This window comes from Agrobacterium sp. O3.4, from assembly GCF_041414895.1.
GTDB classification, from domain to species: Bacteria; Pseudomonadota; Alphaproteobacteria; order Rhizobiales; family Rhizobiaceae; genus Agrobacterium; species Agrobacterium cucumeris.
The window spans coordinates 37998-64127 of record NZ_JALPZP010000010.1; the positions used below are offsets into that span (position 1 = coordinate 37998).

General features: G+C 60.0%; 25 protein-coding genes. 16 read left to right on the plus strand and 9 right to left on the minus strand.

What is annotated here, in order from left to right; translation table 11 throughout:
• The first annotated feature begins 9 nt into the window (after positions 1–9).
• From M0412_RS25425 to M0412_RS25470, 10 genes are all read left to right on the plus strand, one after another.
• Positions 10–873 (plus strand): branched-chain amino acid ABC transporter permease, encoded by an 864-nt coding sequence (locus tag M0412_RS25425; protein WP_046802034.1) that lies wholly within the window; start codon positions 10–12, stop codon positions 871–873.
• Position 874: 1 nt separating this feature from the next.
• Positions 875–1882, plus strand: coding sequence for a branched-chain amino acid ABC transporter permease (locus M0412_RS25430; RefSeq protein ID WP_269699871.1), 1008 nt, complete (start codon positions 875–877; stop codon positions 1880–1882).
• Entirely contained in the window at positions 1879–2643 is a 765-nt protein-coding gene (locus M0412_RS25435; protein WP_269699870.1) for an ABC transporter ATP-binding protein, read from the plus strand. Before M0412_RS25430 ends, M0412_RS25435 begins: the two co-directional genes overlap by 4 nt.
• Entirely contained in the window at positions 2624–3340 is a 717-nt protein-coding gene (locus M0412_RS25440; RefSeq protein WP_269699869.1) for an ABC transporter ATP-binding protein, read from the plus strand. Before M0412_RS25435 ends, M0412_RS25440 begins: the two co-directional genes overlap by 20 nt.
• A gap of 274 nt (positions 3341–3614) precedes the next feature.
• Complete coding sequence (locus M0412_RS25445) at positions 3615–4430, plus strand: MurR/RpiR family transcriptional regulator (protein ID WP_046802038.1); 816 nt, start codon at positions 3615–3617, stop codon at positions 4428–4430.
• A 206-nt stretch (positions 4431–4636) separates the two neighbouring features.
• Entirely contained in the window at positions 4637–6553 is a 1917-nt protein-coding gene (iolC, locus tag M0412_RS25450) for a 5-dehydro-2-deoxygluconokinase (protein WP_269699868.1), read from the plus strand.
• Positions 6550–8376, plus strand: coding sequence for a 3D-(3,5/4)-trihydroxycyclohexane-1,2-dione acylhydrolase (decyclizing) (gene iolD / locus M0412_RS25455; protein ID WP_269699867.1), 1827 nt, complete (start codon positions 6550–6552; stop codon positions 8374–8376). The genes iolC and iolD overlap by 4 nt, the downstream gene beginning before the upstream one ends.
• Before the next feature lies 1 nt (position 8377).
• Entirely contained in the window at positions 8378–9286 is a 909-nt protein-coding gene (gene iolE, locus M0412_RS25460; protein ID WP_269699866.1) for a myo-inosose-2 dehydratase, read from the plus strand.
• Positions 9287–9477: 191 nt separating this feature from the next.
• Positions 9478–10290, plus strand: coding sequence for a 5-deoxy-glucuronate isomerase (gene iolB / locus M0412_RS25465; RefSeq protein WP_269699865.1), 813 nt, complete (start codon positions 9478–9480; stop codon positions 10288–10290).
• Positions 10291–10528: 238 nt separating this feature from the next.
• Entirely contained in the window at positions 10529–11656 is a 1128-nt protein-coding gene (locus M0412_RS25470; protein WP_269699864.1) for a Gfo/Idh/MocA family protein, read from the plus strand.
• 237 nt (positions 11657–11893) lie between these two features.
• Here the strand turns inward: M0412_RS25470 and M0412_RS25475 are convergent, their stop codons facing one another.
• The 3 genes from M0412_RS25475 to M0412_RS25485 all read right to left on the minus strand — a co-directional run bounded on the left by M0412_RS25475 (position 11894) and on the right by M0412_RS25485 (position 14879).
• Positions 11894–12856 carry a 2-hydroxyacid dehydrogenase gene (locus M0412_RS25475; protein ID WP_269699863.1) on the minus strand — a complete coding sequence of 321 codons (963 nt, stop codon included), beginning with the start codon at positions 12854–12856 and terminating at the stop codon, positions 11894–11896.
• A gap of 358 nt (positions 12857–13214) precedes the next feature.
• Complete coding sequence (locus M0412_RS25480; RefSeq protein WP_004433466.1) at positions 13215–14237, minus strand: LacI family DNA-binding transcriptional regulator; 1023 nt, start codon at positions 14235–14237, stop codon at positions 13215–13217.
• A 132-nt stretch (positions 14238–14369) separates the two neighbouring features.
• Positions 14370–14879, minus strand: a complete 510-nt coding sequence (locus M0412_RS25485; RefSeq protein WP_142841816.1) for a MarR family winged helix-turn-helix transcriptional regulator — start codon at positions 14877–14879, stop codon at positions 14370–14372.
• A gap of 79 nt (positions 14880–14958) precedes the next feature.
• On the opposite strand from M0412_RS25485, the gene M0412_RS25490 reads away from it, so the two are divergent.
• From M0412_RS25490 to M0412_RS25500, 3 genes are all read left to right on the plus strand, one after another.
• Positions 14959–15759 (plus strand): creatininase family protein, encoded by an 801-nt coding sequence (locus M0412_RS25490; protein ID WP_269699862.1) that lies wholly within the window; start codon positions 14959–14961, stop codon positions 15757–15759.
• Between the two features lie 117 nt (positions 15760–15876).
• The gene (locus M0412_RS25495; protein ID WP_269699861.1) at positions 15877–17007 is read left to right on the plus strand and encodes a GTP-binding protein; all 1131 of its coding nucleotides are present in this window, start codon (positions 15877–15879) and stop codon (positions 17005–17007) included.
• A 277-nt stretch (positions 17008–17284) separates the two neighbouring features.
• Positions 17285–18277, plus strand: coding sequence for a WD40 repeat domain-containing protein (locus M0412_RS25500; RefSeq protein WP_142841813.1), 993 nt, complete (start codon positions 17285–17287; stop codon positions 18275–18277).
• An 81-nt stretch (positions 18278–18358) separates the two neighbouring features.
• Here the strand turns inward: M0412_RS25500 and M0412_RS25505 are convergent, their stop codons facing one another.
• On the minus strand, positions 18359–19540 hold the full coding sequence (locus M0412_RS25505) for an MFS transporter (RefSeq protein ID WP_269699860.1): 1182 nt from the start codon (positions 19538–19540) through the stop codon (positions 18359–18361).
• Positions 19541–19864: 324 nt separating this feature from the next.
• Entirely contained in the window at positions 19865–20152 is a 288-nt protein-coding gene (locus M0412_RS25510; RefSeq protein ID WP_142841810.1) for a hypothetical protein, read from the minus strand.
• Positions 20153–20423: 271 nt separating this feature from the next.
• Between M0412_RS25510 and M0412_RS25515 the strand changes: the two genes are divergently transcribed.
• The 3 genes from M0412_RS25515 (at position 20424) to M0412_RS25525 (ending at position 23390) form a co-directional block, all read left to right on the plus strand.
• Positions 20424–21602 (plus strand): hypothetical protein, encoded by a 1179-nt coding sequence (locus M0412_RS25515; RefSeq protein WP_269699859.1) that lies wholly within the window; start codon positions 20424–20426, stop codon positions 21600–21602.
• 91 nt (positions 21603–21693) lie between these two features.
• A complete protein-coding gene (locus tag M0412_RS25520) occupies positions 21694–22335 on the plus strand; it encodes a DUF1007 family protein (protein ID WP_046802053.1) in 642 nt (213 codons plus the stop codon).
• The gene (locus tag M0412_RS25525) at positions 22329–23390 is read left to right on the plus strand and encodes a nickel/cobalt transporter (RefSeq protein ID WP_269699858.1); all 1062 of its coding nucleotides are present in this window, start codon (positions 22329–22331) and stop codon (positions 23388–23390) included. The genes M0412_RS25520 and M0412_RS25525 overlap by 7 nt, the downstream gene beginning before the upstream one ends.
• Positions 23391–23472: 82 nt before the next feature.
• Here M0412_RS25525 and M0412_RS25530 read toward each other — a convergent pair whose 3' ends face one another.
• The 4 genes from M0412_RS25530 to M0412_RS25545 all read right to left on the minus strand — a co-directional run bounded on the left by M0412_RS25530 (position 23473) and on the right by M0412_RS25545 (position 26084).
• Positions 23473–23682 (minus strand): hypothetical protein, encoded by a 210-nt coding sequence (locus M0412_RS25530; RefSeq protein ID WP_142841807.1) that lies wholly within the window; start codon positions 23680–23682, stop codon positions 23473–23475.
• A complete protein-coding gene (locus M0412_RS25535; protein WP_269699857.1) occupies positions 23675–24361 on the minus strand; it encodes a GNAT family N-acetyltransferase in 687 nt (228 codons plus the stop codon). The genes M0412_RS25530 and M0412_RS25535 overlap by 8 nt, the downstream gene beginning before the upstream one ends.
• Positions 24362–24640: 279 nt before the next feature.
• Positions 24641–25336, minus strand: a complete 696-nt coding sequence (locus tag M0412_RS25540; RefSeq protein WP_046802057.1) for a tellurite resistance TerB family protein — start codon at positions 25334–25336, stop codon at positions 24641–24643.
• A 109-nt stretch (positions 25337–25445) separates the two neighbouring features.
• Positions 25446–26084, minus strand: a complete 639-nt coding sequence (locus M0412_RS25545; RefSeq protein ID WP_052820675.1) for a 2-dehydro-3-deoxy-phosphogluconate aldolase — start codon at positions 26082–26084, stop codon at positions 25446–25448.
• Positions 26085–26130 lie beyond the last annotated feature (46 nt).

Genomic DNA, 26130 nt, shown 5'->3' on the forward strand with positions numbered 1-26130 from the left:
TTTTTCAACATGCAAACGGTCTTCAGCATCCTTATCGATGCACTTGCCTATGGCATGGTCCTGTTCATCATTTCCATCGGTCTATCGGTGACAATGGGGCTGATGCGCGTGGTCAATCTGGCGCATGGCGCTTTCGCCATGATCGGCGGTTACCTCGCCTCTTATGCCGCCCACGGCCTCGGTCTCGGTTATGCGGCGGCGATCCTCGTTGCCATCGTCGGCACCATCATTATTGCCATACCGCTCGAACGTTTCCTTTACCGGCGGATTTATGGCGCACCTGAACTGACGCAGGTGCTGATGACCATCGGCATCACGTTTTGCATCATCGGCATCGCCAATTTTGTGTTCGGGCCGACACTCAAAACCATTCCCTTGCCGCAACAATTGGCCGGCCCCACCGATCTCGGTTTCCGCACCATCGCCACTCACCGCATCTTCGCCATCGCCTGCGGTCTTGCCGTGGCCGGCGCGCTGTGGTTCACCTTCGAAAAGACTGCCTTCGGTATCAAGCTGCGGGCGGCGGTGGACAATGCCGCGATGGCCGCCGCGCTCGGCGTGCGCACCGAGATCATCTACGCCGTCAGCTTTGCCATCGCCGTCGGCCTTGCCGCCATGGGCGGCGTCATCGGCGCGGAACTGCTGCCGGTCGAACCCTATTATGCGCTGCGCTACATGGTCACCTTCCTCGTGGTGGTCTCGGTCGGCGGCGCGGGCTCCATTCCGGGCGCGCTGATCGCCTGCCTGCTGCTCGGCGCCATCGATACGACCGGGCGGTATCTTGCGCCCGAATATGGCGAATTCTTCTTTTATCTGGCGGTCATCGTGATTATCACCTTGTTCCCGCGCGGCCTTCTCGGAAGGGCGAAATGAGATGGCGGTGCTTATGAACGATGTAACTGAAACGGCAGAGATCCCGAAGACACGCTCGCCGCTGCGCGCTGTCGCCGGGCCGCTCATCATCATCGCCGCCGCCATCATCGGTTACTTTCTGTTTCCGGATAATCTGGCGCTTCTGACCCGTATCATCGCCATTGCGCTGCTCGTGCTGTCGATCGATCTCGTCACGGGTTATTGCGGCGTCGCAACGCTTGGCCATGCGGCGCTCTTTGGTGCCGGCGCCTATGCCGCCGGCATTGCCGCCGCCCATTTCGAGATCACCGATCCGCTGCTCATGACCGCCATCGGCGCCGCAGCCGGCGGCGTCGCAGGGCTGCTCTCCGGCACGGTTCTGCTGCGCGCCCATGGCCTGCCGCAGCTGGTGCTTTCCATCGCCGTCATCCATCTGTTCCACGAGGCGGCCAACAAGGCGTCGAACTGGACCGGCGGCAGCGACGGCCTTGCCGGCGTCTCGCCGGATGCCCTATTCGGCACCTTCGAATTCGATCTTTTCGGCCGCACCGCTTATATCTATGGCGTCTGTCTGCTGCTCCTCGTTTTCGTCGCTCTCAGGGTCATCGTCCATTCACCCTTCGGCATGCTGTGTCGCGGCGTCAAGCAGGACAGCATCCGCATTCAGGCCATGGGCGGCTCCGTCAACGGTACGATTTTGAAGATGTTCGTCATATCGGGTGTCGTCGCCGGCATTGGCGGTGCGCTCAACGCCATTTCAACCCAGGTCGTCGGCCTCGATAGCCTCAGCTTCACGCTTTCGGCCGAAGCGCTGGTCATGCTGGTGCTGGGCGGCGCGGGTTCGCTTTACGGTGCGCTGATCGGCACTGTGACATTCATGTGGTTCGAAGATGTCGTTTCGGCCGCCAATCCGTTCCATTGGCTCACCATCGTCGGCCTGCTGCTGATTGCCGTCGTGCTCTTTGCACCACGCGGGCTTTACGGCGCAGGTGAACAGATCATTGCGCGCCTGCGGGGAGATCGCAAATGAGCGCCATTTTTGAAGTATCCGGCCTGCAGAAGAATTTCGGTGGCCTCGTCGTCACCAACAACGTCTCGCTGTCGCTATCGCCGGGAGATCGCACGGTGCTGATCGGCCCCAACGGCGCCGGCAAGACGACCTTCGTCAATCTCGTCACCGGCAACATCAAGCCTTCGGCCGGCACGGTGCGCATCGCCGGCGAGGATGTGACAGGCCTCAGCGCCAGCCAGCGGGTGAAACGCGGCCTCGTCCGCTCGTTTCAGGTCACACGGCTGTTTCAGGACATGACGCCCGAGGAGCACGTGGCTCTTGCCATTCTCCAGCGGGAAGGAAAGACCGGCCGGATTTTCGGCCGTTACCGCGCCATGCCATCGGTGATGAGCGAAGCACGCGATATTCTCGGCACGCTCGGCCTTCTCGCGCTTGCCGAAACAAGGGTGCGTGAAATCGCCTATGGCCAGCAGCGGCTGATCGAGATCGCGCTTGCCATGGCGCTTCGCCCGAAAATCCTGCTGCTCGACGAACCAGCCGCCGGCGTGCCTTCCACGGAAACCGCGCGCATCGAACAGGCACTAGACCGGCTGCCCGCCGATCTCGCCATATTGATGATCGAGCACGACATGGATTTGGTCTTTCGTTTTGCCAAACGTGTCGTGGTGCTCGCCGCAGGCGCCGTCATCTTCGACGGTTCGCCTGATGATGTCACCAGCAATGCGGAAGTCCGCCAAGCCTATCTGGGAAGTTACGCCGATGTCCGCAGCGCCGCTTGAAATCGTCAACCTGACCGCCGGTTACGGCCCGACCCGCGTCATCGAAGGCCTGTCGCTTTCGGTGCCATCAGGTTCGCGTTTTGCCGTTCTCGGCCGCAACGGCGTCGGCAAGACCAGCCTCTTCGCCACGCTGGCCGGCCAGACAAAACGTTTCGCCGGCGATATCCGACTCGGCGGAGAGGACATTGCCGCCCTGCCGAGTGCCGCCCGTGCCAAAGCCGGCCTCGGTTACGTGCCTCAGACACGGGATGTATTCCCGACGCTCACCGTTGAGGAGAACCTGTTCGTCGGCCTCAAGACCCGGCCGAAATCGGCCATCGAGGAAGCCTACACGCTGTTTCCTCGCCTGAAGGAGCGCCGCCGCAATCTCGGCTCGCAGCTCTCCGGCGGCGAACAGCAGATGCTCTCCACCGCCCGCACCATTCTCGGCCAGCCGCGCGTGCTGCTGCTCGACGAACCGCTCGAAGGCCTCGCACCCGTCATCTGCGAAGAACTGATGGCGGCCTTCTCCAAACTCGCCCAATCCGGCGAAATGACCATTCTTCTCGTCGAACAGCGCATCCAGATGGCCATCGACTTCGCCGACCACGCCATCATCATGGAACGCGGCCGCATCGTCTGGGAAGGGCCATCCAGCGAGCTTGCGGAGAACCCGGATATTGTCGATACGCATCTCGGGGTTGGCGGACTGCACTGAGCCAACGCATCGCCGTTGCGCGTTCATATATATAATCTCCGTCATACCGGCCTTGAGCCGGTATCCAGCCACCCCAAATCCTTGGGGTGAAAAGACTCTTTGCGCCGTGCAGACGCGCGCCGACTGGATTCCGGCTCAAGGCCGCAATGACGGAGGGTGACCGATCACACAAAGCCCCCGCCGTCTCATTTGCCCTTCCTCAAAAAACCCAATGGAATAAAAATTCCACTGGAGTTAAAGTGCACACGATTTCAGTCTGCATAAGGGAACGACAATGACGGCAATCGAGGCGCCAGAATCGGTGAAGGCTTTTGAGGAGCGATTGCTCCAGGTTGCGGAGGGGCTGCCGAAACGATTGCGGCAATGCGCCGATTATGTCGCCTCCAATCAGGACCGCATCGCCGTTTCCACCGTCGCCGAAATGGCAGAGGGTGCTGGCGTGCAGCCTTCGGCCTTCATGCGGTTTTGCCAGATCATGGGCTTTTCCGGGTTTTCGGAAATGCAGCGGCTGTTTCGCGATTCCTATGTCGGCGGCTGGCCGGATTACACCACACGGCTCGACCATCTGCGTGAAAAGGGCGATGAAAGTGCCTCCAGCCTGCTTGCGGAATTTGTCGAAGCCGGCCGTTCCTCGCTGGAAATGCTGCTGAAGTCGGTCGATACACGGCAGCTTGACGAGGCCGTTTCGGCGCTGGCCGGCGCGCGCACCGTCCACATTGTCGGTTTGCGGCGTTCTTTCCCCATCGCCAGTTACCTTGCCTATGCCTTCGAGAAGATGAAGGTTCCGGCGGTTCTGCACAGCGCCGTCGGCGGGCTTGGCAATATCAGCGCCATCTCCAGCGATGACGCGCTGATCGCCATCACCTTTTCCCCCTATTCCACCGAGACGCTGGAACTGGCGGAAACGGCCCGGGCCAATGGCATTCCTGTGGTTGCGCTCTCTGATTCTGCCGTCAATCCGCTACGCAAATCCGGCGCAACGCTTCTGACGGTCACGGAGATCGATTTCGGTGCATTCCGCTCACTTTCCGCCACGCTCTGTCTGGCGATTACGCTGGCCGTGGCTGTGGGAACCCGCAAAACAGCCTGAATATTTTTATTGAAAATGGAAAAAATAGAATTTATGATCCAAATCCATGAAACGGGCATTCCATATTCGTCCGTCTCGTGACGGGTGACAGCGGGCGGAGGAGGCCTGCCGGAGCGGGATGGCGAAAGGTGCGGGCAGCTTTGCCCGATATCGCTCCAAACATGTGAGGCAGGCCGCCGCAACGGGCGGCCCGAAGGAGGAACCTTTTGAAAAAACTTGATCTTATCACGATCGGGCGCTCGTCTGTCGACCTGTATGGTTCGCAGGTCGGCGGCCGTCTGGAGGACATGGCCTCCTTTGCCAAATATATTGGCGGCTCTCCCACCAACATCGCCGCCGGGGCTGCCCGGCTGGGTCTCAACAGCGCCGTCATCACCCGCGTTGGCGATGAACATATGGGCCGCTTCATCCGTGAGCAGCTGGTTCGCGAAGGCGTTGACGTGCGTGGCGTAAAAACCGATCCGGAGCGACTGACCGCACTGGTGCTGCTCGGCATTCGTGACCAGAACCAGTTCCCGCTGATTTTCTATCGCGAAAACTGTGCCGACATGGCGCTCAGCGAAGATGACATCGATCCCGCCTTCATTGCCGAAGCCGGCTGCGTCTGCGCCACCGGCACGCATCTGTCGCATCCGAAGACGGAAGCGGCGGTGCTGAAGGCGCTGAAACTCGCCCGCGAAAATGGCGCGAAGACCGCGCTCGATATCGATTACCGGCCCAACCTCTGGGGTGTGGCCGGCCATGGCGATGGCGAAAGCCGTTTTGTCGAATCGCAGAAGGTTACCGCCAAGCTGCAATCCACCCTGCATCTGTTCGACCTGATCGTCGGTACCGAGGAAGAGTTCCACATCGCCGGTGGCTCCACCGATACGCTGACCGCGTTGAAGGCCGTGCGCAAGGTTTCGAACGCGACGCTGGTGTGCAAGCGCGGGCCGATGGGTGCTTCGGTTTTCGCCGGTGATATTCCTGCCAGCCTCGATGATGGCGAGACGGGCGAAGGTTTCCCGATCGAGGTCTTCAACGTTCTGGGTGCCGGCGATGGTTTCATGGCCGGGCTGTTCCGTGGCTGGCTGCGCGGCGAAGACTGGCCGACGACGCTGAAATACGCCAATGCCTGCGGCGCTTTCGCCGTCTCCCGCCATGGCTGCACGCCCGCCTATCCGAGCTGGGAAGAGCTGCAATATTTCTTCAAGGCCGGCATTCGCAACAAGGCGCTGCGCAAGGACGAGGCGCTGGAACAGGTGCATTGGTCCACCAACCGCAAGGGCGACTGGGACACGATGCGCGTCTTCGCCTTTGACCATCGCATGCAGCTGGAGGCCATCGCCGACGAGCTTGGCATCAAGCACGAGCAGATCGGCGCTTTCAAGAAGCTATGCCTTCAGGCCGCGCAGCAGGTGGCCGGTGGTGAGGCGGGTTATGGCATTCTCTGCGATGGTCGTCTTGGCCGCGATGCGTTGTTTGCCGCCAGCGGCTCCGGCCTCTGGATCGGCCGTCCGGTGGAATGGCCCGGCTCGCGCCCGTTGACGCTGGAACCCGAACTCGGCAAGGATTTCGGCGGACTTTCTGAATGGCCGCTTGAGAATGTCGTCAAGGTTCTGTGTTTCTATCATCCTGATGATACGGAAGACATGCGCGCCGCGCAGGAAGAGACCGTGATACGGCTGTTCGAAGCCGCACGCCGCAACCGACTGGAAATGTTGCTGGAGGTCATTCCCTCCAAGGTTGGTCCGACCGATGATCTTACCGCCGCCCGTATCATCGAGCGCTTCTACGAGATCGGGGTCTATCCCGACTGGTGGAAGCTGGAGCCGATGAAGACCCATGCCGCATGGAAGAACGCCTGCGACGCCGTGCATCGCAACGATCCTTACGTGCGGGGCATCGTCGTTCTCGGTCTCGACGCGCCGCAAAGCGAGTTGGAAGAAAGCTTCCGCCTTGCTGCCGGCTTCGATCTGGTCAAAGGTTTCGCCGTTGGCCGCACGATTTTCGCGGATGCCGCCCGCAACTGGCTCGGTGGCAGGATGACCGATGAGGAAGCGGTAAAGGATATGGCGCAGCGTTATACCAGCCTGTGCCGCATTTGGGATGAGGCGCGCGCCAAAAAGGGAGAGGCAGCGTGAAGACAATCAGAATGACGGCTGCGCAGGCCATGGTTCGTTACCTGGCAGCGCAGATGAATGAACACGGCGAAACCTATATCGCCGGCATGTGGGCCATTTTCGGCCATGGCAATGTCGCCGGCATCGGCGAGGCGCTTTATGGCATCCGCGACGAACTGCCGACCTATCGCGGCCAGAACGAGCAATCCATGGCCCATGCGGCCATTGCCTATTCGAAGCAGCTGCGTCGCCGCCGCGCCATGGCGGTCACCTCCTCCATCGGCCCGGGTGCGGCAAACATGGTGACGGCGGCAGCGCTCGCGCATGTCAACCGCCTGCCGGTTCTGCTTATCCCCGGCGATGTCTTCGCCAATCGCGGCCCCGATCCCGTGCTGCAGCAGCTGGAAGATTTCGGCGACGGCACCATGACGGTGAATGACTGCTTCCGCCCGGTCAGCCGTTATTTCGACCGCATCATGCGGCCGGAACAGTTGCTGACAGCGCTCCCCCGCGCCATGCGCACCATGACGGACCCGGCCGATTGCGGCCCCGTCACGCTCGCCTTCTGCCAGGATGTGCAGGCGGAAGCCTATGATTATCCTGAAAGTTTCTTCGAAAAGCGGGTCTGGCGTCAGCGCCGTCCCGAGCCGGATGTGATGGAATTCGAAGAAGCGGTCGCGGCGCTCAAGGCGGCGAAGAACCCTGTTATCGTCGCCGGAGGCGGTGTGCATTTTGCCGGCGCGACCGAGACGCTGAAGCGCTTTGCCGAAACCCACTCCATTCCCGTTGTCGAAACGCAGGCCGGTAAATCGGCCCTCGCATGGGATCATGATCTGAATTTCGGTCCCGTCGGTGTCACCGGTGCGGAAAGCGCCAATATCGTCAGCGAAAAAGCCGATCTCGTCTTCGGCGTCGGCACCCGTTTTCAGGATTTCACCACCGGTTCCTGGGCGCTATTCAAGAACCCGAACCGCAAGATCCTGGCGCTCAATGTCCAGCCCTATGACAGCGCCAAGCACGATGCGATCAGCCTGACGGCGGATGCGAAGATCGGGCTTGAAAAGCTCTCCGCCGCCCTGGGCAGCCACCGTTTTGCGGCACCGGATGCTGGCCTCAAGGCGGCATGGTTCGAAAAGGCCGATGCCGATACGGCGGCACCGGGCGAAGACCACGTCAACAGCCTGCCGACAGACATGCAGGTCATCGGCGCGGTGCAGCGCCAGTCGCGTGACAATACCGTTGTCATGTGCGCGGCCGGTACCATGCCGGGTGAGTTGCATCAGCTGTGGAAATCCAAGCTGCCGCTCTCCTATCACATGGAATACGGCTTCTCCTGCATGGGTTACGAGGTTGCCGGCGGTCTCGGCATCAAGATGGCGGAACCAGACCGGGACGTGATCGTCATGGTCGGCGACGGCTCCTACATGATGATGAATTCCGAGCTTGCGACATCGGTTGCCATGGGCGTGAAGATCACGCTCGTCATCACCGACAACAGGGGCTACGGCTGCATCAACCGCCTGCAGATGGAAACCGGCGGCGCCGAGTTCAACAACCTCTACGCCCACACCAACGTCAACCCGATTGCCATCGATTTCGTGGCCCATGCCGGCTCGATGGGTGCGGATGCACGCAAGGTTTCCACCATAACCGAGCTGGAAGAGGCGCTTGCGGCGGCCCGTGCCTCCAGCCGCACCACCGTCATCGTCATCGATACCGATCCTTACCCGACGCCGCAGGCCGGCGGTCACTGGTGGGATGTCGCAGTGCCTGAAATTTCCGAGCGCGGCGAAATTGCCGGCGCGCGCGCTCGTTATGAAAACCATCTCAAGGAAAGACAGTAAGATGATCCGTTACGGTACCAACCCGATTGCCTGGTCCAACGACGACGACCGCACGCTGGGCGCGCATATCAGCCTCGAACAATGCCTCGATGAAACCGCCAAGATCGGTTTCGACGGCATCGAAAAAGGCCACAAGTTCCCGACGGAGCCGGAAGGCCTGAAGGGCGTGCTTTCGCCGCGCGGCCTCTCCTTCGTCTCCGGCTGGCATTCGCTGAACCTTCTGACCGATGACATCGAATCCGAAAAGAAGGCGATGCAGCCGGCGCTTGATCTCTTGAAGGCCATGGGCTCGAAGGTCATCATCGTCTGCGAAACCTCCAACGCCATCCATGGTGCTGACGACACGGCGCTGGTTGACCGGCCGCGCCTTGCGGCCGACGACTGGGCGAAATTCGGTGCGGGTGTCGAAGCGCTGGCCGCTTTTGCCGCAGAACAGGGCATCACCCTCGTTTATCACCACCACATGGGCACGGTGGTGGAGAGCGAAGAGGAAATCGATCTCCTGATGAAGCATACCGGTCCGAAGACGCATCTGCTGCTCGATACCGGCCATTGCCTGTTCGGCGGCGGCGATCCCGTGCGCGTCGCGCAGAAATATATGGGCCGCGTCGGCCATATCCATGCCAAGAACGTGCGCCCCGTCATTGCCGATCAGGTTCGGGGTGAGCGGCTCTCCTTCCTCGAAGGCGTTCGCCGTGGCGTGTTCACCGTGCCGGGCGACAGCGAAGGCGGCGTGAACTTTCCGCCGGTGCTGAAAGTGGCGGCGGAGCATGGCTACAGCGGCTGGCTGGTGATCGAGGCCGAACAGGACCCAGATGTCCGCAACCCGTTCGAATATCAGAGCCTGGGGCTGAAATCGCTGAAGGCTTTTGCGCGCGAGGCGGGGCTGGATAAGGCCGAGGCTGCTTGAGCTGAGCAAAGGAAGGCGGGCGGCCTACCCCATCCGTCATTCCGGCCTTGAGCCGGAATCCAGCCAGCCCAAGTCTTTGGGCTGAAAAGAGTCTTCCCGCCGCGCGGACGCGCGTCGGCTGGATTCCGGCTCAAAGCCGGAATGACGAGATGGCATGAATTATCGAACTGCTCACAAAAAGGAACACCACCATGACCTCACTTCTGCGCAAGCCGGTCGCGACCAGCGGCAAGGTGCACGATATCACGCCCCAAAGCGCGGATTGGGGTTATGTCGGTTTCGGCCTCTACCGCCTGAAGCCGGGCGAGACGGCGGCGGAAAACACCGGCGATACCGAAGTCATCCTCGTGCTGGTGGAAGGCAAGGCGACGATCTCCGCGGGCAGCAAGGACTTCGGTGAACTCGGCGACCGCATGAATGTGTTCGAACGCAAGCCGCCGCACTGCGTCTATGTTCCGGCCGGCTCCGAATGGTCGCTGACCGCCACGACCGATTGCACCGTCGGCGTCTGCACCGCTCCCGGCGAAAAAGGCAGCCGCGAGGCGCAGCAGATCGGTCCCAATGGCGTGCAGCTGACCGAACGCGGCAAGGGCGCCAATACGCGTTACATCTTCCCCATCGCCATGGAAGAGCGCGATGTGGCGGACAGCCTGCTGGTGACGGAAGTCTTCACGCCGTCGGGCAACTGGTCGTCCTATCCGCCGCACCGGCATGATGAGGATAACTATCCAGACATGACCTATCTGGAGGAGACCTATTATCATCGTCTCAACCCGGCGCAGGGTTTCGGTTTCCAGCGCGTGTTTACCGAAGACGGTTCGCTGGATGAGACCATGGCGGTGTCGGACGGCGATGTCGTGCTGGTGCCCAAGGGCCACCACCCCTGCGGCGCGCCCTATGGTTATGAGATGTATTATCTGAACGTGATGGCAGGGCCGATGCGCAAATGGCGCTTCAAGAACCACCCGGATCACGACTGGATTTTCAAGCGGGATAATCCGTAAGCAGTTCAGGCAAACACCGCCGCCGCCTCATCCCTGTGCTCGTCACAGGGATCCAGCCAGCCCAAGTCCTTGGGCTGAAAGGGTGTCTTTCCGTCGCGCGAGAGCCGCGTCGGCTGGTTTCCTGTGACAGGCACAGGAATGGGGGAGCGCGCGAAGATACGTCTTGAGACTGTCTTGGCACACAACAAACGCAATTAACGAATTGAATTGATTCAAATAATTTCGGGAGGAGAATACCATGGCCGCTCTTGGCGTGGGCCTTATCGGCACCGGTTACATGGGCAAATGCCACGCGCTGGCGTGGAATAACGTCACGAGCGTCTTCGGCGATGTGGAACGGCCCCGCCTCGTGACGCTCGCGGAAGTAAACCCCGAGCTTGCGGCGAAGAAAGCTGCCGAGTTCGGCTTTGCCCACTCGACGGGTAACTGGCGCGACCTGCTTTCCAATCCCGAGATCGATGTCATCTCGGTCACCACACCGAATGCTTTCCATCCGGAAATGGCGATTGCCGCCCTTGAGGCCGGCAAACATGTCTGGTGCGAAAAGCCGATGGCGCCCGCCTTTGCCGACGCGGTGAAGATGCGCGATGCCGCCCGCCGGTCCGGCAAGGCCGCGGCGATGGGTTATAATTACATTCAGAACCCCGTCATCCGCCACATCCGCCGCCTGATCGACGAAGGCGCGATTGGCAACGTCTATCAAGTCCGCGCCGAAATGGACGAGGACTTCATGGCCGATGCCACTCAGCCCTTCTACTGGAAGAGCGAGGCGTCTTCCGGTTACGGCGCGCTGGATGATTTCGCCGTGCATCCGCTGTCGCTGCTCTTCGCCCTCTTCGGCCATGCCGAAAGCGCCATCACCGACATGGTGAAACCTTACGAGACCCGCCCGCTTGCCGGCGGCGGCGAGCGCGCCGTCGAGACACACGATCTTGCCAGCGTTCTCTTAAAGCTCGAAGGCGGCATTTCCGCCGTACTCATCGCCAACCGCTCCGCCTGGGGCCGCAAGGGCCGCATTGCCATCCAGATTTATGGCTCCACGGGCTCGATCCTGTTCGATCAGGAGCGGATGAACGAGTTCCAGCTTTACACCACGGATGGACGCCCGGAAGAGCAGGGTTTCAGAACCATCCTTACCGCGCCGCACCACAAGCCCTATGACCGCTTCATCCCCGCCCCGGGCCACGGCCTCGGCTTCAACGATCTGAAGGTCATCGAATGCAGGGAACTGATCGCGGCAATCGAGGGGAAAAAGGCCCATATCATCGATTTCGAGGAAGGGTTGAAGATCGAGCGAAGCATCCATGCCATGGCCCGGTCGTTTGCCGAAGGGCGTTGGGTGGGAAGCTCGGAGATTGCGGAATAGGGACGAGTGCAGGCGCGGGGTCGACCGCCGTCGTCACAAACTTCTCTTCCGTCATGCCGGACTAGATCCGGCATCCAGCCACGGCGCGTCTGCGCCGTGAGAAACAATTCTTTTGCGATCAAAGACTTGACCGCGCTGGACCCCGGATCAAGTCCGGGGTGACGGTGCGCGGGATTTGTGAGCGGACAAAGCCATTCGCCTCACCAGGGGATATTGGTCAGGGCTTGCCAACAGGCCTCACCCCTTGACCGGCGTTTCCGGCACCGGTGTCAGCACCTTGCCGTCCTTGAACCAGCCGAGAATATTGTCGGCCACCAGATCGGCCATGGCGTTACGCGTCGGAACCGAGGCGGAGGCGACATGCGGCAGGAGGGAGACGTTCGGCAGCGACAGGAAGGCTTCCGGCACTTTCGGCTCGGCATAGAACACATCCAGACCGGCAGCACCCAAGGCGCCGCTCTTGAGCGTCTCAAGTAACGCATCCTCATCGACGCTGGAACCGCGGCCCACATTGATGAACACGCCCTGAGCCCCAAGCGCCGTCAGGATTTCGGCATTGATCGCCTTGTGCGTTTCCGGCGTGCCCGGCACGATGCAGATCAGGATATCGACCGCTTCCGCCATGTCCTTCAGCGAGCCGTAATAGGTGTAGGAGAGGCCATCCCGCTTGCTGCGGGTGTGGTATCCAATCTCCACCTTGAAGGGCTCCAGCCGCTTGGCGATTTCCTGGCCGATGCGACCCATGCCGAAGAGACCAACCTTGCGGCCGCGCAGCGAAAACGGCGAGAGTGCGAATGGGCCTTCGCCAACCCATTTGCCATCGCGCAACCAGGTCTCGGCCTGATAGAGCCGGCGCACGGTGTTGATCAAAAGCGCAATCGTCGTATCGGCCACCTCGTCGTTCAGCACATCAGGCGTATTCGTCACCACAATGCCGCGCTTGGCGGCATGTTTGGCGTCAACGCCGTCATAACCCACGCCGAAATTGGCGATGATCTCGAGCTTCGGCAGCGCATCGATCCATTTGGCGTTGACAACGCCGGAAACGGCGATGGCATTGACGCGCTCCGCCGCACCATCAGGCAGGGCCGGCTCGGCACCGGCAGGTACGGCCACGATCTCGACCTTGCCTTCGAGGCGTTCGAGAACGCGCGGGTTTATCTTGCCGGGAACGAGAACGACGGCCTTTTTGTCAGACATGAGCGGATATTCCTCCTGATAACATTCCAATATGCCGAAGTGGGTTTCAGGCGAACCTTTCGCCATACCACTCCCCTGGGCAGCGATCCTTTCAAACAAAGGCGGCCGTGAAAAGGGCAATAAGGGGATGCTATGGGGGCAGACGGAAGTTTCATGTCGATTTTTTTTAAGCGCCCATCACCGTCATGCCGGACTTGATCCGGCATTCAGTCAGCCCAAGGACTTGGGCTGGGAGAGTCTTTTCACCGCGTAGACACGCGGTGGCTGGATTCCGGCTCAAGGCCGGAATGACGGAAGAAGGAAACATCGCGAACAACCAGAAACATGCAGCCTGCCGCATCCATACTCACGGATGTACTCACACCCGCGGCCGCACCGGCCCGGTCGATTGCCGGATGCGCATTTCCGGCTTGATGAGGTGAATGCCATCAGGCTCATGGCTGCCCGCCAGCCTGTCCAGCAGCGCACGCGCCGCCAGGCGCCCCACCTCCGCCTGACCGTTGGAAACCGTGGTCAGAGCCGGGGTAGCAATCGCCGCTTCCTCCAGATCGTCGTAGCCGGTGACGGAAATATCCACACCCGGCACCAGACCGGCGCGCGAAATGCCGTTCATGAGACCGATGGCGACGAGATCGTTCCAGCAGACGGCGGCAGTCGGCTTCTGCGGCAGTGAGAGGAAATGCACGGCGGCCTCGAAACCGCCCTGCTTGGAGCGCGGGCCGGGAATGCGCAGGTTCGGATCGACCTCGATGCCCGCCTTGCGCAGCGCGTTGACATAACCCTGGTAACGGTCGCGCCCCGTCGAGGTCTGGTCGGTGCCACCAACCATGGCGATGGTGCGGTGGCCAAGGCTGATCAGATGGTTGGTGGCAAGCGAAATGCCGTAGCTGTCGTCACCGCGATAGGTCGGCATGTCGACGCCGTCCATGGAGCGGGCCACGAGGATGGCGGGCATGCCGTTTTCTTCGGCCAGCGTCATATCCTCGATCGGCGTGCCGATGGCCGGCGACATGATGATGCCGTCGGAACCCAGCTGCAGCAGCGTTTCGATGAAGGTGCGCTGTTTTTCCACCGAATCGTAATGGTTGGAAAGAATGAAGGTCTGGCGGCTGCGATCCAGCTCGCTTTCGATGGCTTTGAGAATTTCGCCGTAGAACGGGTTCATCACATCGTGGAACACCACGCCAACAATGCCGGAGCGCGAGGTGCGCAGGCTGGCGGCGCGGCGGTTATAGATATAACCCAGCGCCCGCGCCTGTTCCTTGATCTTGTCGCGCGTATCGGAAGCAACCAGCGGACTGTCACGCAATGCAAGGGAAATGGTAGCGGTCGAAAGACCAAGACTTTCGGCAATCGTGGACAGTTTGACCTTTTGAGCCACAGCATTCCTCCCAAACGCATGTCAGCGACGGATGTCCCTGTTTAAATTACAATTAAACAATTTAAACAAAATCCGCAACCCGTTTAAGAGATAGCCACAAAACAGAGTTTTATTTTTAAAAATTTCAACAAATTATTGAAGATTGGTATCGATTGCCTTGAGAAGTTTAACCACGGTGCGCACATCCTTGGCCGAAAGCCCCTCTATGGCCCTTGCGCCACAATCGGCTATCGAGATGTTGATGTGTTCGACGCTTTGCAGGCCCGCCTCCGTCAGCTTCACCAGTGTCACGCGGCCATCCTCGTCGTCGCCGCTGCGCTCCACGAAACCCTGGGCTTCCATGCGGCCGATGGTGCGCGTCATGGTCGGCGCCTTGACGCCGAGCTTCTGGGCGATCTGCCCCGGTGTGAGGCTGCCTTCCTGCGCCAGTGCCAGAATAACGCCGTCCTGGCCGGCATAAAGCCCGCTTTCGGCAAGGCTGTGGCTTAGCGCCGTGCGCATGGAACGGGCGGCCTGGGTGATGGATTGCGCCAGTTCTTCAGGGTTGAAATTCTCATCCCTTTTTTTGGCGTCCTTTATTTTCTTGCCGCCCTTTTCTTTCTTGGCGCCCTTGTCCTTATGCCCAGTTTTGTCCTTGCTCATATGCGAGTGCCTTTTACCCTGTGGCGGAACCGATATATGTTGCTGGAAATCCTTACCGAATGCACGCGCGGACTGCCAGATGCCAAACTCATACACGCATTATCACGACGAAAACGTAACAGACCCTCATCTTCGCGCAACAGGTGCAATTTCCGTGCTGCCGCTGGGCGCCCATGAACAGCACGGTCCGCACCTGCCCTTCGAGACAGATACGCTGATTGCCGAGGGTATCGTTGCCCGTCTTGCTGCCGCCCTGCCCTCCCATCTGCCGGTCTCTTTCCTGCCGGTGGAGCCCGTCGGATATTCCATCGAACACATGGATGTGCCGGGCACGAAGACACTGCGTTACGACGAGGCCGTTGAGCGCTGGCTCGGCATTGCTGAAGCCGAATATGAAAAAGGCGTGCGTAGATTCGTGATGCTGAACGCCCATGGCGGCAATTCGCCGCTGATGACCATCGTCGCCACCGAGGCCCGCGCCCGTTTTGGCATGCTGGCGGTTGCCACCAGTTGGACCCGTTTCGGCGTGCCCGCCGATGTGGTGAAGCCGGAAGACAAGGCGATCGACATTCATGGCGGCGATATCGAAACCTCCGTCATGCTGGCGCTCTGCCCGAACCGGGTGAGAATGGAAAAGGCAGCCGACTTCCCCTCACGCCAGAGCGATTTCGCCAGCCGCTTCCAGCATCTGCGCGCCTATGGCCCGCACGCCTTCGGCTGGCTGATGAGCGATCTCAACCCCGATGGTGTTGCCGGAAACGCCGCAGCGGCCACGGCCGAAAAGGGTGAGAGGCTCATCTCCCACGCCGTCAAAGGCCTTGTCGAGCTGCTTGAAGATGTCCACGCTTTTGACATAACGTTATTTCATAACAAAATTTGAGCCACTTGGCCGGATTCGGCCAAAATCTCTTTGAACTGCCCGGACGTCGCGCCTATATGGACGTCGACACTTCTTCCTTGAGGCCTTTACGGGCCTTGTCTCCACGCGGGGTTTTCCATGACCGAAACAGCACCAGCCAAGCCCATTCCAGTCACCGTCCTGACGGGATATCTCGGCGCCGGCAAGACGACGCTTCTCAACCGCATTCTCTCCGAGAACCACGGCAAGAAATACGCTGTCATCGTCAATGAATTCGGCGAGATCGGCATCGACAACGATCTGATCGTCGAGTCCGATGAAGAAATCTACGAAATGAACAATGGCTGCGTGTGCTGCACGGTGCGCGGCGACCTGATCCGCGTCGTGGAAGGCCTGATGCGCCGGCCCGGCCGTTTCGACGGCATCATCGTCGAGACGACAGGCCTTGCCGACCCGGTTCCCGTCGCCCAGACCTTCTTCATGGATGACGACGTGCGCGCCAAGACCGAGCTTGACGCCGTCGTTGCCCTGGTTGACGCCAAGCACCTGCCGCTGCGCCTGAAGGACAGCCGCGAGGCCGAAGACCAGATCGCCTTTGCCGATGTCGTCGTCGTCAACAAGACCGATCTTGTTTCGCCCGAGGAAGTCGCCCGCATCGAGGATATCGTGCGCGCCATCAACCCTTCCGCCCGCATCTACAAGACCACCCGCTCTGGCGTCGATCTCGCCCGGGTTCTCGATCAAGGCGCCTTCAATCTGGAACGCGCGCTCGAAAACGATCCGCATTTCCTCGAACACGGCCATGAGGATCATGTCTGCGGCCCTGATTGCGACCACAATCACGATCACGGGCATCATCATCATGATCATCACGACCATGACCATGATCACGGGCATCATCACCACGATCATGACCATGGGCATGACCATAGCCACGACCACCATGGCGCGGTTTCGCCGATCCATGACGTGACGGTGCAGTCGGTCTCACTGCGCGGCGGCGAGATGAACCCCGAGCGGTTCTTCCCGTGGATCCAGAAGGTTACCCAGACGGACGGCCCGAACATCCTGCGTCTGAAAGGCATCATCGCTTTCAAGGGCGATGCGGAGCGTTACGTGGTGCAGGGCGTGCACATGATCATCGAGGGTGATCACCAGCGCCCGTGGAAGGAAGACGAAAAGCGCGAAAGCCGCCTCGTCTTCATCGGCCGCGAACTGGACCGCGAAAAGCTGGAAAAGAGCTTCAACGCCTGCCTCGCGACGGCCTGATCCTTATCCCTCCGTGCCCCGGCCTTGCGCCGGGGTATGATCGTTATCTTCCCTCATCTCTGTGCTTGTCACAGAGATCCAGCCAGCCCAAGTCCTTGGGCTGAAGGAACTTTTCTCGCCGCGCAGACGCGCGTCGGCTGGATTCCTGTGACAAGCACAGGAATGAGGCTGAGGGGATGTAAAGCGGTTCCGCTTTTGCCGAAAATGCTCTAGAACCATGCCAGCCGGCGGGAATGACGCCCCGCCATCAGACACATAGACGAAAGACCGATGCCCCATGCCGACTGTTGCCCCGCTTGATATCGAAGGCCACGTGGTCTCGACCCATTTTCTCGGCGACATTCCCCTGTTTGCCACCGCCGCCGGCACCATTCACCGGCTGGATGGCGGCGAGAAGGTAACCGAGGCGCATGAGGGGCTTCTGACCTGCATTCGCGATCCCTACAGCGCCACGCTGCTTTCTGGTGGCGAAGACGGGCGTGTGCTGCGTATCGGCCATGACGGCAGCATCAGCGAAATCGCCAACGTACCGCGCAAATGGGTGGGCGTCGTGGCCGGCGGGCCGCAGAAGGCGGTCGCTTACGGTGTCGGCAAGTCCAGCTTCGTGCGGCTTTCAGACGGCACGGTCAAGGAATTCAAGGAAGAGCGCACGGTGGAGGCGATTGCCTTTGCGCCAAAGGGCCTGCGCATCGCAGCCGCGCGTTATAACGGCGTGACGCTGCATTGGGTGGCGAGCGCGGGTGATCCGATCGATCTCGAATGGAAGGGCGCGCATACCGGCGTCACCTTCTCGCCCGATGGCAAGTTTCTCGTCACCACCATGCAGGAAAACGCCCTGCACGGCTGGAAGATGGAAGCAACCAAGGGCGGCATGGAAGCCCGCCACATGCGCATGACGGGCTATCCTGCCAAGGTCAAATCCATTTCCTGGTCGGCAAAGGGGAAATGGCTTGCCTCTTCCGGCGCGCCGGCCGCCATCGTCTGGCCATTTGCCGGCAAGGACGGCCCGATGGGCAAGGCACCGGAAGAACTCGGCAGCCGCGCCAACATCATGGTCACCAATGTCGCCTTCCACCCGGTGGAAGACGTGCTTGCCATCGGCTTCATCGACGGCATGATCCTCGGTGTGCGTCTGGCGGATGGCAAGGAAGCCCTGCTGCGCCGCCCCGGCAAGGGCGCCATTACCAGCATGGACTGGAGCGCCACCGGCAAGCTGCTCGCCTTCGCTTCAGAGGCCGGCGACTGCGGCATTATCGATATCTCGGCCTAAGGCGGCGAAGGGCCAGACATTGTACTAGCTCTATTCCCCCTCATTCCTGCGCCTATCACGGGAATGAGGGCGAGGTTCTGTCTATTCGCTCACCTGACGCCGCGTCAGGAACAATAACAGCAGGGCAGCGCCGGCGCCCACCGAGGCAAGCCGGATCGACACACCGAAGCTGGAATATTGCGCCACGAACCCCATCAAGGGCACCGCAAACAATGCGGCAAGGAAGATGGAATTCATATAAAGCGCAGTCGCCCGCGCCGTGCGCCCGCGCGCAAAGCCCTGAATGAAGGTCAGGCTCGTGCCCGCGAAAAGGCCATAATAAGCTCCCTCCATGGCTGCGCCGAATAGCATGGCGGGCAATGTCGTGACCGAGGCGATGATGTTGAAGGCTATAATCGCCGTTACCGCCGCCCCGCTCAGCAACAGGCGGGCGCTGACCCGGCGCATGATCCTCGGCGCAAGCAGGATCAGCAGAACCTCCATGGCGCATTTGATGCTGAGCGATAGGCCCGGCGCGTAATCCGGCAACCCAACCTCGCGCACAAGAAACACCGGCAGAGCCGACGCGCACAGGGAATGGGCGAAAGACATGCAGAAACTGGCCGCCGCCGCCATAAGCAGCGGCAGGTTACGCCCTTCATCGATCTCGCCGTCCTGTCGCCGTTCCATAGGGCATGTCTGGCCTCGCGGCACGATGGCCAAGGCCAGCCCACCCCAGATGGCTGCCATCAGCATGGCGTTCATGAACACGGCTTTTGCACCGGCGAGATCAACGATCAGATAGGCGGCGGCTGGAAGCAGCATCCATGCCAGCGATACCATCATCCGCAGGAAAGCGTTGTAGGAGGTCGTATCTAGCGCCTGCACCCGGCCGTGATATCGGCCATAACTGAAAACGAGCGTACTGGCGGCGTTGGAAAGCCCCATGCCGGTGGCCGTGACCGCCACCAGCAGCGCCAGATGACCGAACGTCGCCGCCGCCGCCGCAACAAAAGCCCCGGCAACGGAAAGAAGCAGCAGGGGCCGTATGCGCACACCAGCATCGACACGTTCGCCATACATACGACTGGCTATAATCGAGGCGACCATTGCCGTAACACTGTAAATGCCGAGTGTCGCAGGCGCGTGGCCGAGCACCTGAATAATGTAAAATCCGATAAACGGCACAACAGCCGCATTGGTGCCGCCGGCAACGAAGACCAGCAGCGCGATCATATAGGCCTGACGATCAAAAGCGCCCGGCGAAGTGCTTTTCTGTAGCATGGAGAATCGACTGGATGCTGGGAGACGGGACAGGATCGCACCATCTCACCAAAACCGACCGCGGTTCAAGCTCGTAAGTCAGGAAGCGCACATTTTTGGTTTCTAACAAAGGCAACCCATTTATTTTCGCACCATCTGATCGGCGCCAACTTAAAAAGATATACAAAAAAAGGGGGCCACGAGGCCCCCTTTCAGTTGTGCGATGCGCCGTTTGTTGTTGCCGGAAGCGCCATGCGTCATACAAACGCAACTCGGATCGTTCCCGGCTTAGTCCTGCGCGCATCGTTCTCGTCGAAAATCCCTGTCGATCTTCGGTCTGGTCTTTTAGTGCCGGCGCTTCTTGCCGCCGTCATTCTTGTTGTCGATGACGTCGACAGAGGTCTTGTTGCCATTCAGGATACCGCTCAGGATACCGGTCTTGTTGCCGTTCAGAATCCCGTTGTTGGACAGGATGCCGTTGAGCCCCAGATCGATGCTTGGCGACACCACAACGAGCGCGCCACCCTTGTTGCTGTTTCCGGAAAGGATACCGCCCAGAAGACCGCCGGCATTGGCCTGACCAACGGAAGCGACAGTAAGAATAGCGGCTACGCAAGCAAATTTAGCAATCATTTCTCTCTCCTCTTATGTTTGATCACGCCATCTGGCGTAACTGAACTGTATATTTAGAGAATTCTAATTCAAGCAAAGGCTAATATTACAATAAACAATTAACACTAATACTTGTGAATTTAATAAAGTTTTATCTATCTTGCGCTGCGCACATCGCGCTGAACCTGATTGCTGCGAGTAATCATTTGCCGCTGCGACAGTAAAAAACCCCCGGAAACTTTATTAACCATCTAAATATAAGATATTGCTTAATTAGAGACCGGAGATGCGAATGCGACTGGGGGGATGTATCGCGCTTGTTCTTGGGCTTGCCTGTGGCTCCGGCGCACGGGCGGGTGAAAGTGCGGATGAGCACGCTGTCACCTATAAGTCGGGCGTCGCCTATGACACAAATTATTTTGCCGATACCAATCGTCTAAGCGCGATTTCGCTGCGCGCCGGCTTCGGGCTCAACGGCAAGGTCGCGCTGGAAGGGGCGGAATTGCGTTATGCGCTCGAGCATGAAGAGGTCCGTCTCCCCCGGTATGGTTTTGCCAATGAACACAACACCATTGCCTCCTTGGGGTTGACCAAGCGGTTTTCCGAAAAACTGGAATGGGCGATCGAGTTGCGTGGCACGCGCAGCGATGCCGGTGATATCTTCGTGCATCTGCCAGAAGAAGACATCGGTTATCGGCGGCTGGACCACAAGCTGGAGGCCTCTTCCCAGCTCGGCATCCTCGCTTTGGGCGGCAAGAACACGCTGACGGCAGGCCTCGCCAGCCTGATGAAAGGCAAGGCGCGTTTCAGGCCGGCCTATTTCCTGCCCACCCGGCTGGAGGCCAATGAGGCACTTTTATCCTTCAAGGCTGAGCATGAACGACCGCTGGCCGGCGGCGAAGCCGGACTGACACTCGCTTATGACCGCATCGTCGTGCCGGAAAGCCAACAGGAAAAATACGAGCGGTTCGAGGCCAATACGCTGCGCGGTTCGCTTGGCTATGGTTACAGGTTCTCCGATCGTTTCGCGGTTCTGGCGGAGGCGGGCCTCACAACCATTTCCGGCGATGAGATCAGCGACAAGGTGAAACGCATCCGGCCCTATCTGCGAACGGAGGCCGAGGTAAAAGCAACTGACCGCATCGCCTTCGGCGCCGGTTTTTCGCAGGACTATGCGCTTTTCGACCCGGATGACCCGATTGCCGAATTCCATCGGCGCTGGCAGTTGGTCGTGAAAAGCAAGCTCACGGACAAGGTGGGGCTCAACCTTGCACTGCAGCGCGTTCACAAGGACTGGATTTACTACAACTACGACACCAGCGAACGCAGGCTTGTGGCCACATTGTCAATCGATACCGGCAAGAGCAGCAAGCTTGAAGTGGAATTCAACCGCCTTCTGCATGGCGAGCGCGACACCGACTTCTCTTATAGCGGCTCCAGCGTCACCTCACGTTTCACCGGCACCTTCTGAAATATCCCATCGGTCGGCCCCGGGTCGAAATTCGGTCCCAATTTCTGCTAGACTCTGGCCTTCGAGATTCGAAGGCAGGACAGACCGGATAATGAACAGACGATTTTTGCTTCTCGCGGCTGGCCTTGCCTGTATTCCCGTCGCGGCATCGGCGCATCCACATATCTTCGCCGAAGCGCGCATGGAAATTGTCGAGGGGCCGAACGGCACCGTTCAGGAAGTGCGCAATATCTGGCGTTTTGACGAGATGTTCTCGGCAAGCGTGGTGATGGACTACGACAAGAACAGCGATCTGAAGCTGGACAAGGACGAATTGGCTGAAATCGGCACCACGGTGCTGGAGTCGCTTGCCGAATATTCCTATTACACCTTCATCACCGCCAACGGAAAACCGGTAGAATTTGCCAAACCGGACGCCATTCACGTGGATTACAAGGATCAGCAGATCCTGATGTTCTTTTCCGTAAAACCCGCCAAGCCGCTTGCGGTGAAAGGCAAGCTGAGTTTCGGCGCTTGGGATCCGACCATGTATACGGCGATCGATTTTGCCAAGGACGCCGATATTGCCACCGAGGGCAAGGATCTGAACGCCTGCAAGCACCATGTCGTTCGCCCCGACCCCGACGAGGTGATCTCGCAAAACCAGAGTTCGCTTACCGATGCGTTCTTCAATGATCCAACCGGTACCGACATGACGAAGCTCTTCGCCACCCGGCTGGAGGTGACATGCTGAGCCGCAGCGGCCGTCTGGCCGGGCCCCTGGCCATTGCGGCCATCGGCCTGCTTGCCGTTGCCGGCATGGCACATGCGCAATCGCCACTTGGCATCGGTTCGGCCGAACCGTCATTTTCCGTCGGCGGACCATTTGCGCCTTTAATGCAATGGATCAATGTACATCAGCAGATGTTCTACCGGGCGCTGACCGGCGCGTTGAAAGCCATGCGCGAGGATGGCTGGGCGCTTGGCTCGCTGATCGGCCTCTCCTTTGCTTATGGCGTTTTCCATGCCGCCGGGCCCGGCCATGGCAAGGCCGTCATTTCGTCCTACATGATCGCCAATGAAACACAGCTGAGACGCGGCATCCTGATTTCCTTCGTCTCGGCGCTCATTCAGGGCGCAGTCGCAATCGGCCTCGTTGGCGCGGCCTGGCTCGTGCTGCGTGGCACCTCGATCACCATGACCAAGGCGACACAGGCGATGGAGATCGCCAGTTTCGCCATGGTGGCGCTGTTCGGCGCCTGGCTTCTGCTGCGCAAACTCTGGTCGCTGCGCATAAAGCGTGAACCCGTCGCCGTCTTCGCTACGGCAGGCGAAACATCGGTGGGCAGAACGAGCGGCATGGGCACAGGGCTGCGGTTCCAGGGCAAGCCGGTCTTTGCTGATCACGACCATGATGGCACCGGCGACCTCTGCTCGGCCTGCGGCAAATCCCACGCACCCGATCCCATGCTTTTGAAAAGCAAGAATTTCAGCCTGCATGAGGCCTGGTCGGCCATCATTGCGGTCGGGCTGCGGCCCTGCTCGGGTGCCATCATCGTCATGAGCTTCGCGCTTCTGAACGGGCTTTATCTCGGTGGTGTGCTGTCTGTGCTGGCCATGTCGCTCGGCACCGCCATCATGGTGTCCGCTCTCGCCATCATGGCGGTATCGGCCAAAGGGCTTGCGGTGCGTTTTGCCGGCCCCGGCAGCCGCAAGGCAGCCGGCATCAGCCACGCGATCGAAATCGCCGGTGCGCTGTTCGTTTTGATCATGGGGCTGTTATTGCTCGGCGCTTCGCTTCGGCTCTAGGGCAGTTCCAGTAAAAATACTTTGCGGCTTACGTTCTGGAAATGCCTTAAAACAAAAGAGTTAGAGCACCCGTGTGCTCTAACTAACCGTCGCGGCGGCGCTGGTAACGCGCGCGCAGCCAGAACAGCAGGAAGAAACAGAGCACCGCAACTGTGCCGAATGCAGCCGCAAGCCAGGGCGAATAATCACCCAGCCACAGCATGATTTTCGGCATGACGAAGAACACCAGTCCGAAGCCGATGATGATGAGGGCGGCGGCTATAGCCGGCGACCAATCCTTCTTCTCAGCCATTGGCAAGCTCCGCACGTATATCTTCGAGCTTGCGCTTCTGCGCTCCGTCATCTGCAAAATTTTCCGGCGAAAGCCAAATTTCAAAGGCCTTGCCGATCAGCGGCCATTCGCCGTCGATCATGGAAAACCACGCGGTATCGCGGTTCTCACCTTTCGAGATCATATGTTGACGGAAAACGCCCTCGAAGGTGAAACCATAACGTTTCGCGGTGATCTTGGACGGCTCGTTTTCGTTGTGGCATTTCCACTCATAGCGGCGGTAACCCAGATCTTCGAAAACATGTTTCGCCATCAGGTAATGCGCCTCAGTGGACAAAGGCGAGCGCTTCATCTTGCCGCCATGGGCGACGGAACCGACCTCGACCACGCCATTGGCAGGATCGGGCCGCATGTAACTCGCCATGCCCACCACATCACCGCTGGCATTTTCCACGAAGACCAGCGTCACCCAGTTGAGTTTTTGCCCCGCACCGATCAGCCAGTCGCCAAAGGCCTCGGCATCGGGAAAGGCGTTTTGTGGGAAATATTTGAGAAGTGCATTCACGCCCTCACCGCCAAGTGCGGCCCAGAGCTTTGTCAGATGGCTGCCACGATCAAACGGCTCCGCCGTCACGTAACGGCCCTTCAACACCACCGGCTTTGGCGCCGGACATCCCTTGAAATCACTCAGATCGCGCATTCTCTTCCCCATTGTCTGGGACAAGGATTAGGGCAAGCGGGATGGGATGACAACCGGGAAGTGGGACATGTCGGCAGTGGTCGCGTTTCCGCTTTGGTGGGTGTGGTTCACCCCCCTCTGCCCTGCCGGGCATCTCCCCCTCAAGGGGGGAGATCAGCCAGAAGGCAACGCTCACCCACTCACAACGTTGAAAATAGCCGAAAGGCCGCCTCGGGTCGATCTCCCCCCTTGAGGGCGAGATCCCCGGCAGGGCAGAGGGGGGTGAGCCCCAACTTCGACCTAGACCTTCGCCGCCACCACGGTCGCCTCAATGTGGTCCACGAGCGCATCCGGCAACCCCAGCCGCCCGGCAAGAAGATCGAGATAACCCCGCTCCGCACGCGTATCGGCCTCGATGGCAAGCCGCGAGGCGGTATAAAGCTCCACTTTCTGCTCTTCGGTGCGAGCGGCAGCCACCAGTGCATCGATATCCAGCGGATCGGCCAGTTCCTTTTCGAGGAACCGCTCTGCCTCGGTATCGAGGCCGGAGACCTGTACCTTGTCCATGATATTGGCGCGCTCCTTCTCATCGATATGACCGTCTGCCTTGGCGGCAGCGATCATCGCCTGGATGAGTTTCAGGGCAAAATCGTTGGAAAGAGCGGGCGACTGCGGATGGAAGGCGGAATCGGCGGGGGGAGCAAGCAGTTCCGGCTCGGGTTTCGGCGCGACTTCGGGCGCCTGACCGGACTTGTAATTCTTGTAGGCGAGATAACCGAGGCCGGCGATGGCGGCGACACCGCCGATGGTGGCAACATTGCCGGCGAGCTTGCGGCCGGTCTTGGTGCCCAGAATGGCGGCGGCGAGAGCACCGGCCTTGAGGGGATTGTTCTTGGCGATATCGGCGGCCTGCCCGGCTCTGTCACGGACGCTTCCCGAAAGGCCCGGCACCTGCGAGCCGAGGAATTGTTCAAGAAGCTTCTTGGCGTCGAACATCAAAATCTCCTGTAGAGGTCAAAATCTACAGGTGAGATAGGAAGCCGCGGCGCGAATATAAATGTCAAACCCGCTCACGCCTTCGTGAACGGGTTTGAAGCAATGTCAATCAGCCGCGCAGTGCTGCGGCTTCAGCGGCGAGCTTGGTGATGCCAGCCCAATCGCCGGTCGCCACCAGTTCGCGTGGTGCAACCCAGGAGCCGCCGACGCAGACGACGTTCGGCAGAGACAGATAGTCATTGGCATTCTTCAGCGAAACGCTGCCGGTCGGGCAGAACACCGTGCCGGCGAGCGGCGACGACAGCGCCTTGAGGTAAGGCGCACCGCCAGCCTGTTCGGCGGGGAAGAATTTCAGGACCTTGTAACCCTCATCCCGCAGCGCCATGACTTCGCTGGCGGTGGCTGCGCCCGGAAGCAACGGCACGTTGGAGCCGCGCGCCGCCTCCAGCACGCTTTTATTGATGCCGGGGCTGACGATGAAGGTGGAGCCTGCTTCGGCAGCGGCTTCAAAATCCCGGGCGTTGAGAATGGTACCGGCACCGACATTGGCGCCTTCCACTTCCGCCGCAACCGCGCGGATGGCATCCAGTGCCGCCGGTGTGCGCATGGTGATCTCGATTGCCTTCAGGCCGCCTGCGACCAAAGCGCGCGCAAGTGGCACGGCGGAAGCGGCATCATCCACGATCAGCACCGGCACGACCGGCTGAAGTTTGAGGATGGAAAGAAGTTTTTCGGAGTCCTGGGCCACGATGAGCCTCCCTTGCACGATTGAAACGATTGAAACGATTGAAATC

What these genes read in the sequence shown, in the direction of transcription:
- M0412_RS25475 (WP_269699863.1), bottom strand. Translation starts at nt 12,856, where the DNA reads ATGTCTGACAAAAAGGCCGTCGTTCTCGTTCCCGGCAAGATAAACCCG.
- M0412_RS25515 (WP_269699859.1), top strand. Translation starts at nt 20,424, where the DNA reads ATGCGACTGGGGGGATGTATCGCGCTTGTTCTTGGGCTTGCCTGTGGC.
- M0412_RS25495 (WP_269699861.1), top strand. Translation starts at nt 15,877, where the DNA reads ATGACCGAAACAGCACCAGCCAAGCCCATTCCAGTCACCGTCCTGACG.
- M0412_RS25445 (WP_046802038.1), top strand. Translation starts at nt 3,615, where the DNA reads ATGACGGCAATCGAGGCGCCAGAATCGGTGAAGGCTTTTGAGGAGCGA.
- iolE (WP_269699866.1), top strand. Translation starts at nt 8,378, where the DNA reads ATGATCCGTTACGGTACCAACCCGATTGCCTGGTCCAACGACGACGAC.
- M0412_RS25510 (WP_142841810.1), bottom strand. Translation starts at nt 20,152, where the DNA reads ATGATTGCTAAATTTGCTTGCGTAGCCGCTATTCTTACTGTCGCTTCC.
- M0412_RS25525 (WP_269699858.1), top strand. Translation starts at nt 22,329, where the DNA reads ATGCTGAGCCGCAGCGGCCGTCTGGCCGGGCCCCTGGCCATTGCGGCC.
- M0412_RS25440 (WP_269699869.1), top strand. Translation starts at nt 2,624, where the DNA reads ATGTCCGCAGCGCCGCTTGAAATCGTCAACCTGACCGCCGGTTACGGC.
- M0412_RS25430 (WP_269699871.1), top strand. Translation starts at nt 875, where the DNA reads ATGGCGGTGCTTATGAACGATGTAACTGAAACGGCAGAGATCCCGAAG.
- M0412_RS25500 (WP_142841813.1), top strand. Translation starts at nt 17,285, where the DNA reads ATGCCGACTGTTGCCCCGCTTGATATCGAAGGCCACGTGGTCTCGACC.
- M0412_RS25540 (WP_046802057.1), bottom strand. Translation starts at nt 25,336, where the DNA reads ATGTTCGACGCCAAGAAGCTTCTTGAACAATTCCTCGGCTCGCAGGTG.
- M0412_RS25425 (WP_046802034.1), top strand. Translation starts at nt 10, where the DNA reads ATGCAAACGGTCTTCAGCATCCTTATCGATGCACTTGCCTATGGCATG.
- M0412_RS25435 (WP_269699870.1), top strand. Translation starts at nt 1,879, where the DNA reads ATGAGCGCCATTTTTGAAGTATCCGGCCTGCAGAAGAATTTCGGTGGC.
- M0412_RS25505 (WP_269699860.1), bottom strand. Translation starts at nt 19,540, where the DNA reads ATGCTACAGAAAAGCACTTCGCCGGGCGCTTTTGATCGTCAGGCCTAT.
- M0412_RS25485 (WP_142841816.1), bottom strand. Translation starts at nt 14,879, where the DNA reads ATGAGCAAGGACAAAACTGGGCATAAGGACAAGGGCGCCAAGAAAGAA.
- iolB (WP_269699865.1), top strand. Translation starts at nt 9,478, where the DNA reads ATGACCTCACTTCTGCGCAAGCCGGTCGCGACCAGCGGCAAGGTGCAC.
- M0412_RS25535 (WP_269699857.1), bottom strand. Translation starts at nt 24,361, where the DNA reads ATGCGCGATCTGAGTGATTTCAAGGGATGTCCGGCGCCAAAGCCGGTG.
- M0412_RS25520 (WP_046802053.1), top strand. Translation starts at nt 21,694, where the DNA reads ATGAACAGACGATTTTTGCTTCTCGCGGCTGGCCTTGCCTGTATTCCC.
- M0412_RS25490 (WP_269699862.1), top strand. Translation starts at nt 14,959, where the DNA reads ATGCCAAACTCATACACGCATTATCACGACGAAAACGTAACAGACCCT.
- M0412_RS25470 (WP_269699864.1), top strand. Translation starts at nt 10,529, where the DNA reads ATGGCCGCTCTTGGCGTGGGCCTTATCGGCACCGGTTACATGGGCAAA.
- M0412_RS25530 (WP_142841807.1), bottom strand. Translation starts at nt 23,682, where the DNA reads ATGGCTGAGAAGAAGGATTGGTCGCCGGCTATAGCCGCCGCCCTCATC.